At 71.1% G+C, this 8,508-nt stretch carries 6 protein-coding genes; 4 read left to right on the plus strand and 2 right to left on the minus strand.

Going from position 1 to position 8,508, the window contains the following annotated elements; translation table 11 throughout:
• Positions 1-88: 88 nt before the first annotated feature.
• Together ABTZ89_RS31215 and ABTZ89_RS31220 are read right to left on the minus strand one after the other, a co-directional pair.
• Positions 89-754 carry a potassium channel family protein gene (locus ABTZ89_RS31215; protein ID WP_270947966.1) on the minus strand — a complete coding sequence of 222 codons (666 nt, stop codon included), beginning with the start codon at positions 752-754 and terminating at the stop codon, positions 89-91.
• A complete protein-coding gene (locus ABTZ89_RS31220) occupies positions 754-1,419 on the minus strand; it encodes a potassium channel family protein (protein ID WP_270947965.1) in 666 nt (221 codons plus the stop codon). Before ABTZ89_RS31220 ends, ABTZ89_RS31215 begins: the two co-directional genes overlap by 1 nt.
• 237 nt (positions 1,420-1,656) lie before the next feature.
• Here ABTZ89_RS31220 and ABTZ89_RS31225 point away from each other — a divergent pair, with 237 nt between their 5' ends.
• From ABTZ89_RS31225 to dxs, 4 genes are all read left to right on the plus strand, one after another.
• Positions 1,657-3,693: an APC family permease gene (locus ABTZ89_RS31225; protein WP_270947964.1), complete on the plus strand. Its 2,037-nt coding sequence runs from the start codon at positions 1,657-1,659 to the stop codon at positions 3,691-3,693.
• Entirely contained in the window at positions 3,665-4,903 is a 1,239-nt protein-coding gene (locus ABTZ89_RS31230; RefSeq protein ID WP_351051465.1) for a class I SAM-dependent RNA methyltransferase, read from the plus strand. The genes ABTZ89_RS31225 and ABTZ89_RS31230 overlap by 29 nt, the downstream gene beginning before the upstream one ends.
• A gap of 106 nt (positions 4,904-5,009) precedes the next feature.
• Complete coding sequence (locus ABTZ89_RS31235) at positions 5,010-6,134, plus strand: hypothetical protein (protein ID WP_351051468.1); 1,125 nt, start codon at positions 5,010-5,012, stop codon at positions 6,132-6,134.
• 394 nt (positions 6,135-6,528) lie between these two features.
• The gene (gene dxs / locus ABTZ89_RS31240; RefSeq protein WP_351051471.1) at positions 6,529-8,454 is read left to right on the plus strand and encodes a 1-deoxy-D-xylulose-5-phosphate synthase; all 1,926 of its coding nucleotides are present in this window, start codon (positions 6,529-6,531) and stop codon (positions 8,452-8,454) included.
• Positions 8,455-8,508 lie beyond the last annotated feature (54 nt).

Raw genomic sequence — 8,508 nt, forward strand, 5'->3', positions numbered from 1 at the left:
TAGCACGAGTTCCGCAAATTCAATGGAAATCGGACGTCCGATTTCCATTGAATTTGCGGAAGATGTCACCCGATCGGGTGGTCTTCGGTCAGTCCTGCTTGTCGTGGATGATCGCTCGGATCTGCTGCTCGACGTCGGCGGTGGCCACGAAGAGCAGTTCGTCGCCGATCTCCAGCGGATCGTCGGCCTGCGGCACGATGACCCGGCCGCCGCGCAGGATGCTCACCAGCGCCGCGTCCGCGGGCAGCTTCAGCTCGCGGACCCGCCGCCCGGCCAGCGGCGTGGTCTCCGGCAGCGTGACCTCGACCAGGTTCGCCTGGCCCTGGCGCAGGGTCATCAACCGGACCAGGTCGCCGACGTTGACCGCTTCCTCGACCATCGCGGCCAGCATCCGGGGCGTGGACACCGCGACGTCGACGCCCCAGGCCTCGGTGAACAGCCACTCGTTGAGCGGGTCGTTGACGCGGGCGACGACCCGGCGCACCGCGAACTCGGTCTTCGACAGCAGCGAGACCACCAGGTTCACCTTGTCGTCGCCGGTGGCGGCGATGACCACGTCGCAGGACTCCAGCCCCGCTTCTTCCAGCGAGGCCAGCTCGCAGGCGTCGGCCAGCATCCACTCCGCGTCCGGGATGTTCCTCGGGTGGTAGTTGGCCACGCTGCGCTCGATGAGCAGGACTTCGTGGTCGCCTTCGAGCAGCTCCCGCGCGATGGACTGGCCGACCGCGCCGGCGCCCGCGATCGCGATGCGCATTACTCGCTCTCCTCGGGTGTGCGGCGGGCAGCCGCCGTGACGTCGGTGACGGTGCCCGACAGCGCGGCCACGTAGACCACGTCGTCGGCTTGGATGACGGTCTTGGCCTCCGGGAGCACACCGTTGCCGAACCGCGTGATGAACGCGACCCGCGCGCCGATGGCGGATTCCACCTCGGACACCCGGTGCCCGACCCAGTCCTCGTGCAGCGGCAGCTGCAGGACCGCGACGGTGCCGGACGGCTCCCGCCACGCGGTGGCCACGCCCTCGGGCAGCAGCATCCGCAGGAACCGGTCGGTGGTCCACGGAACGGTGGCCACGGTGGGGATTCCGAGGCGCTGGTAGACCTCGGCGCGCTTGGGGTCGTAGATCCGGGCGACCACGTGCTCCACGCCGAAGGTCTCGCGGGCGACGCGGGCCGAAACGATGTTGGAGTTGTCCCCGTTGGACACGGCTGCGAAGGCCGCTGCCCGCTCGATGCCCGCTTCGACCAGGATGTCCCGGTCGAAGCCGTTGCCGGTGACCTGCTGGCCTCGGAAGTCCTTGCCCAGTCGGTGGAACGACTGGGGGTCCTTGTCGACCACGGCCACGGTGTGATCGAGCCGTTGCAGGGCGGCGGCCAGGGACGCCCCGACCCGGCCGCATCCCATGATCACCACGTGCACGAGCTTCGTCTCCTCGCTGCGGGGATGTGCTGGCGTTGCGACGATCTCGCGATCGTCTGCTGACGGTACCTGGCGCGCCGCGGATCCGGGCTGCGGGAACGGCGGCCGGTTCCGGGCTGGTGCACCGTACCGGGTGAGGTGCGGATGTGGGCAGGGGTGGCCCCGGGATGTGACCTGCTAGCAAAACGGACGGCAGAACCACCCAGTTGGCCGCTGTTTGCGCTTACGCTCTGTGCCGTGTCCAAGCTCGCAACCGCAGCGAAACGGTTGATCGTCGGTCAACCCTTCCGCAGCGACCGCCTCGCGCACACCTTGCTGCCCAAGCGCATCGCGCTGCCGGTGTTCTCCTCCGACGCCATGTCCAGCGTCGCCTACGCCCCCGAAGAGATCCTGCTGGTGCTCTCGGTGGCGGGTGTTTCGGCGTTCGCGATGAGCCCGTGGATCGGGCTGCTGGTGGCGATCGTGATGATCACGGTGGTCGCGTCGTACCGGCAGAACGTGCGCGTCTACACCTCGGGCGGCGGCGACTACGAGGTCGCCAGCGTCAACCACGGGCGCCGGTGGGGCTTGGTGGTGGCCAGCGCGCTGCTGGTCGACTACATCCTCACCGTCGCGGTCTCGATCTCCTCGGCGGCGGCCAACATCGGCTCGGTGATCCCGTTCGTGGCCGAGCACAAGGTGCTGTTCGCGGTCGGCGCGATCGTGCTGCTGACCGCGATGAACCTGCGCGGTGTCCGGGAGTCCGGTTCGCTGTTCGCGATCCCGACCTACGCGTTCATCATCGGGATCATCGGCATGATCCTCTGGGGCCTGTTCCAGACCTACGTGCTCGGCACCGAGCTGCGCGCCGAGAGCGCCGGTTTCGGGGTGATTCCGGACGAGAGCCAGATGGCCGGGGTGGCGTTCGCGTTCGTCGCGCTGCGGGCGTTCTCCTCCGGCAGCGCGGCGTTGACGGGTGTGGAGGCGATCAGCAACGGCGTGCCGGCGTTCCGCAAGCCGAAGTCGCGCAACGCGGCCACCACGCTGGCGCTGATGGGCAGCATCGCCGTGATCATGCTGCTCGGGTTGCTGTGGATGGCCCGGGTGACCGGTGTCGTGTTCGTCGAGGACCCGGCGACGCAGTTGACCGGCGCGCCCGAGGGCTACCAGCAGAAGACGCTGGTCGCGCAGCTGGCCGGGGCCGTCTTCCACGGCTTCCCGCCGGGCGTGTGGTACCTGGTGTTCTTCACCGGGCTCATCCTGGTGCTGGCCGCCAACACCGCGTTCAACGGTTTCCCGGTGCTCGGGTCGATCCTGGCGCAGGACCGGTTCCTGCCGCGGCAGCTGCACACCCGCGGGGACCGGCTGGCCTTCTCCAACGGCATCGTGTTCCTGGCCGTCGGCGCGATCATCCTGGTGTTCGCCTTCCAGGCCGAGGTCACCCGGCTGATCCAGCTCTACATCGTCGGCGTGTTCGTGTCGTTCGTGCTCAGCCAGAGCGGCATGATCCGGCACTGGAACCGGAAGCTGCGCACCGAGGAGGACCCGCAGACCCGGTCCCAGATGCGGCGCGCGCAGGCGATCAACACCTTCGGCCTGGCGATGACGGCCAGCGTGCTGGTGATCGTGCTGATCACCAAGTTCACCCACGGCGCCTGGATCGCGATCGCCGCGATGGCCGCCATCTACGTGCTGATGACCGCCATCCACCGGCACTACGACCGGGTGGCCGAGGAGCTCACGCGGCAGGAGACCGACGGGGTGCTGCCCTCGCGCAACCACGCGCTGGTCCTGGTCTCCAAGCTGCACCTGCCGACGATGCGGGCCATCGGCTACGCCCGCGCCACCCGGCCCGACGTGCTGGAGGGCGTGACGGTCAACGTCGACGACGAGGACACCCGGGCGCTGACCGCCCAGTGGCACGCGGAGAACCTGCCGGTGCCGCTGAAGGTGCTGGAATCGCCGTACCGGGAGATCACCCGGCCGGTGCTGGAGTACGTCAAGCGGATCCGCCGGGACAGCCCCCGCGACGTGGTGACGGTGTTCATCCCGGAGTATGTGGTGGGGCACTGGTGGGAGCAGCTGCTGCACAACCAGAGCGCGCTGCGGCTCAAGAGCCGGCTGCTGTTCCAGCCGGGTGTGATGGTCACCAGCGTGCCGTGGCAGCTGGAGTCCTCCGACCGCATCCGCCAGAAGAAGAAGCAGCAGCTGGCCTCGATGCCCGGCGCCACGCGGCGCGGGCTGGGGGCCAACGGGAAGGGAAGCGGTGACCGGAAAACCGGACTGGACCGGTAGGCGGCTCGAAGTCGAGGTCGGTGCCGTCGCGCACGGCGGCCACTGCGTGGCGCGGTACGAGGGCCGGGTGGTGTTCGTCCGGCACGCGCTGCCCGGCGAGGTCGTGGTCGTGGAGGTCACCGAGGACGCCGGCGGGGGCTTCTGCCGCGCTGACGCCGTCGAGGTGCTGACCCCCGCCGCGGGCCGGGTGAGCCCGCCGTGCGCGCTGGCCGACATGGCGCTCGGCCGCAACCGGTGCGGTGGCTGCGACTGGCAGCACGCTTCGGGCGAGACCCAGCGCGAGCTGAAGGCGGCGGTGGTCGCCGAGCAGCTACAGCGGATCGCCGGGCTCGACTGGCCGGTTCAGGTGCGCGAGCTGCCCGGCGGGCTGCTGCGCTGGCGCACGCGCGCGCGGCTGGCCGTGGACCGCAGCGGCAACGCCGGCTTCCGGGCGCACCGCAGCCACCGGGTGGTGCCGGTGGAGGACTGCCCGATCACCGCGGAGGGCGCGATGGCGGAGGTCACCGACCGCCGCTGGCGGCCGGGTGCGGAGCTGACCGCTGTCGAGGACTCCCGCGGCGAGGTCCACGTGACCGCGGTGGACCACAAGCCGAAGCGGCGGCACGCGCGTCCGGTGGCGCGCAGCGTCCGGGGCGGCGAGGTGGCGCACGAGTCCGCTGCGGGTCGTTCGTTCGACGTGTCGGTGCAGGGCTTCTGGCAGGTCCACAAGGCCGCGCCGGACGTCTTCAGCGAGACCGTCGCGCAGCTGGCCGCAGTGCCGTCCGGCGGTGTGGCCTGGGACCTCTACGGCGGGGTCGGTCTGTTCGCGGCGGTGCTCGCCGAGCAGGCCGGTCCGACCGGTGAGGTGCTGCTGGTGGAGTCGTCCAAGCGCGCGGTGGAAGACGCGGTGGCGAACCTCCGGGACCTCCCGCAGGTGGCGTTCCGCGCGGGCACGGTGGAGCGCGTGCTGACCGACGAGGACCTGCCGGCGCCCGACGTCGTGGTCCTGGACCCGCCCCGGAAGGGCGCCGGTCGTGCGGTCGTGGACGCAGTGGCCTCGCGAGAGCCGTCCAGGATCGTGCACATCGCGTGCGACCCGGCGGCATTGGCCCGCGACGTCTCGCTCTACGCCGAACACGGCTACCGCCTGAGCGACCTGCAGGCCTTCGACGCCTTCCCGATGACCCACCACATCGAGTGCATCGCCCTCCTCGAACCCGTCGACGGGTAACCGGCCCCGGAGTTCCGCGGTTTCCGTTGAAAGCGCAGTTTCAATTGAAACTGCGAACCTGGTGGCCGCCGGGCGGGTGGGTCGATCCGAGGATGGGAACGGCGAGATGACGAATCGCGAACACCTGGCGGAGGTGCTTCCCGCACCTCCCGAGTCGGGGACCGAGGTCTCTGCGGTGCCCGGAAAACCCAGTGCCGCACCGGAATTCGTGCCTGGACGCCGGGCCGCATCGCTGGTGCTCGGCGCCTTGAGCGTGGTGGTGCTGCCTGCGTCGGGGCTGCTGCTCGGTTCGGCGGCCGCGCCCGGGTTCTCGCTGGTCTGGGCAGCGGTGTGGATCGGGATCGCCGCGGTGGGGTGGGTGCTGGACCAGCGGACTCCGCGCCGTTGGGCGGGGTGGGCGTTGCTCGCCGCAGTGCCGCAAGCGGTGGTCGACCTGACCTTCGCAGCACCGCTCGGCCTGCTCGGGCTGGTCGTCCTGGTCGTTGCGCCGCTCGTGGCGCGCGTTGCGCAGCGGCGTTGCAGCGCGCTCGCCTCGGACCTGGCCGAACTCGACGTGGAGACCGTCCTGCCCGCCGGATCCGCACAGCTGCGGATCGGCCGGGACCGGGTGGTGCTGGTGCGCGACGTCCCCGGTGGATCCGGGAACCACGCGCTGCCGCTGGCCGAGCTCGCACTGGCCCAACCCGGCGAGATCGACGCCGACGAGGCCTGGTGGCCGCTGCCCGGTGGCGTCGGCGTTCGCCTGCGCCGCGGCCCGGCGGTGCGATTGGTCGCGGGCAAGCAGCAGTGGGTGCTGCCGGTCGAGGACCCGAAGCTGGTGGCGGCGATCGTGCGTCGCCGCGGCACGGCCGCCTGGTCGCTGCGAACCGGACCCCAGGACCTGCCCGCGTGGCAGGCGCTGCGCAAGTGGGTCTTCGCGCGCACCACGACCTACCGGGGCGGACCGAAGGCGCTGGCGAACCCGGCGTTCCGGGCGCCGGTGGGGTTCCTGGCCGCGATGCTCGGCTCGATGCTGCTGGCCACCGCCTTCGGTCGAGCGCTGACCGACCCGGGGCTGTGGATCGTCGGCATCGCCGCGCTGGCGATCGGCGCCTACTTCGTCGTCGCCTGGCTGCGGGTGCGCAGCCGCTTGGAGTTCGCCGAACTCCAGCAGCTCCCGCCGCACAGCCCGCCCTGGGGTGACCTGCGTCCAGGCATCGCCCCGATCCCCGCCTGGCGCCCCTGGAGCTGAGCGTTCCGACGCGGGCGCAGGTGACGATTCGCACAGCGTTGACCTGCACCGTCGTCGGTCCGGCTGGGGTGGTGCAGCGCTCCGGGCGCCGCGACGACGTGCGGACTGCCGCCGCAGGCCTTGGAATGGGTGGAGTCGCTGCTCGCGAGTTCGATCTCCAGACCGGCGTGGGGGGCTCGGCCGATGGTTCGGACACCGGCAGCAGCGGCCGTTCGGCGGTACCGGTGCGGGGAGCCGCGATCAACCGCGGGCGGCCGGGCGGGGTGCACACCGCGCCGGGCCGTCGGTAGCCCGCTCCGTAGACTGGGCGCACCATGTATCGCGGCGGAGCCAGGCAGCCAGCCGGGCCCGGCATGCGAATGAACCCGACCAGCACTATGAGTGAGGTGGAGTGGTGACGCTGCTGGGGTCCGTGCGCAATCCGGCCGACGTCAGGCGCCTTAAGCACGCTGAGCTGGCGCAACTGGCCGAGGAGATCAGGCAGTTCCTGATCGCGAAGGTTTCGCGGACCGGTGGTCACCTGGGGCCGAACCTGGGGGCGGTCGAACTGACCCTGGCCGTGCACCGGGTGTTCGACTCGCCGCGCGACGCGGTCGTGTTCGACACCGGACATCAGGCCTACGTGCACAAGATCATCACCGGTCGGCAGGACGGCTTCGACCGGCTGCGCAAGCGGGACGGCCTGTCCGGCTACCCGTCGCGCGCCGAGAGCGAGCACGACCACGTGGAGAACAGCCACGCCTCGACCGCGCTGTCCTACGCCGACGGCATGGCGCGCGCCTTCCAGCAGAGCGGGGAGCAGCGGCACGCCGTGGCCGTGGTCGGTGACGGCGCGCTGACCGGCGGGATGTGCTGGGAGGCGTTGAACAACATCGCCGCCGACCAGGAGCGCCCGGTGGTGATCGTGGTCAACGACAACGGTCGCTCCTACGCCCCGACCATCGGTGGCCTGGCCGAGCACCTCGCCGCGCTGCGGCTGAACCCGAGCTACGAGAAGGCGCTCGAGAGCGGTCGCCGCACGCTGCGCAACCTGCCCGTGGTGGGTCGTTCGCTCTACACCGGCCTGCACGCGGCCAAGAGCGGCATCAAGGACGCCATCGCCCCGCAGGTGATGTTCTCCGACCTGGGCATCAAGTACCTGGGCCCGGTGGACGGCCACGACATCCGCGCGATGGAGCACGCGCTGCAGATGGCCAAGTCCTTCGGCGGCCCGGTGATCGTGCACGCGGTGACCCGCAAGGGCAACGGCTTCGCCCCGGCCGAGAACGACCAGGCCGAGCAGATGCACCAGGTCAAGGTCATCGACCCGGAGACCGGGCTGCCGACCAAGCCGGCCCCGAAGAGCTGGACCGACGTCTACGCCGACGAGCTGGTGAAGATCGGCGCGGAGCGGCCCGACGTGGTGGCCATCACCGCGGCGATGCTCGGCCCGACCGGGCTGAAGAAGTTCGGCGAGGTCTACCCGGAGCGCTGCTTCGACGTCGGCATCGCCGAGCAGCACGGCATGACCTCGGCGGCCGGCATGGCGATGGGCGGGCTGCACCCGGTGTTCGCGGTGTACTCGACCTTCCTCAACCGCGCGTTCGACCAGCTGCTGATGGACGTCGCGCTGCACAAGCAGCCGGTGACGGTCACCCTCGACCGCTCCGGGGTCACCGGCGAGGACGGGGCCAGCCACAACGGCATGTGGGACCTGTCGATCCTGGGCCTGATCCCCGGCATCCAGGTCGCCGCGCCGCGCGATGCGGTCACGCTGCGCGAGGAGCTGCGCGAGGCGGTCGCCGTCGACGACGGACCGACCGTGGTGCGCTTCTCCAAGGGCGCGGTGATCGAAGAGGTCCCGGCGGTCGAGCGCATCGGCGGTGTCGACGTGCTGCGGCGCGGCAACGGCGACGTGCTGCTCGCGGCGGTCGGCGCGTTCGGCGAGCTCGCGGTGGCGGCGGCCGAGCGGCTGGCGGCGCAGGGCATCGACGTCACCGTGGTCGACCCGCGCTGGGTGGTGCCGGTCCCGGAGCAGGTGGTCGAGCTGGCCGCTCAGCACCGGCTGGTGGTCACCCTGGAGGACTGCGGTCGGCACGGCGGTTTCGGCTGGGCGCTGGCAGCTGCTCTGCGCGACGCCGAGCTGGACGTCCCGCTGCGCGACCTGGCGGTGCCGAACGAGTTCCTGGAGCACGCCTCGCGCGACGAGGTGCTGGCCGAGCTCGGCCTCACCGAGCAGGGCATCGCCGCACGCATCACCGAGTGGCTGGCCAAGTGCGGCGGCGCGCGCACTCCGCTGCGGGTCGCCACCGACGTCGAGCGCCCCGCCGCCAACAGCTGATCGACCGCAGCCGCCGAAGACGTTCAGCGCGAGCCACGAACCGCCCGCCCCGAC

Source organism: Saccharopolyspora sp. NPDC002686, assembly GCF_040295745.1.
GTDB lineage: Bacteria > Actinomycetota > Actinomycetes > Mycobacteriales > Pseudonocardiaceae > Saccharopolyspora > Saccharopolyspora oryzae.

Bases quoted from the DNA above. Each gene is read 5' to 3' on its own strand.
- ABTZ89_RS31215 (WP_270947966.1), bottom strand. From the start codon at position 754: ATGCGCATCGCGATCGCGGGCGCCGGCGCGGTCGGCCAGTCCATCGCG.
- ABTZ89_RS31235 (WP_351051468.1), top strand. From the start codon at position 5,010: ATGACGAATCGCGAACACCTGGCGGAGGTGCTTCCCGCACCTCCCGAG.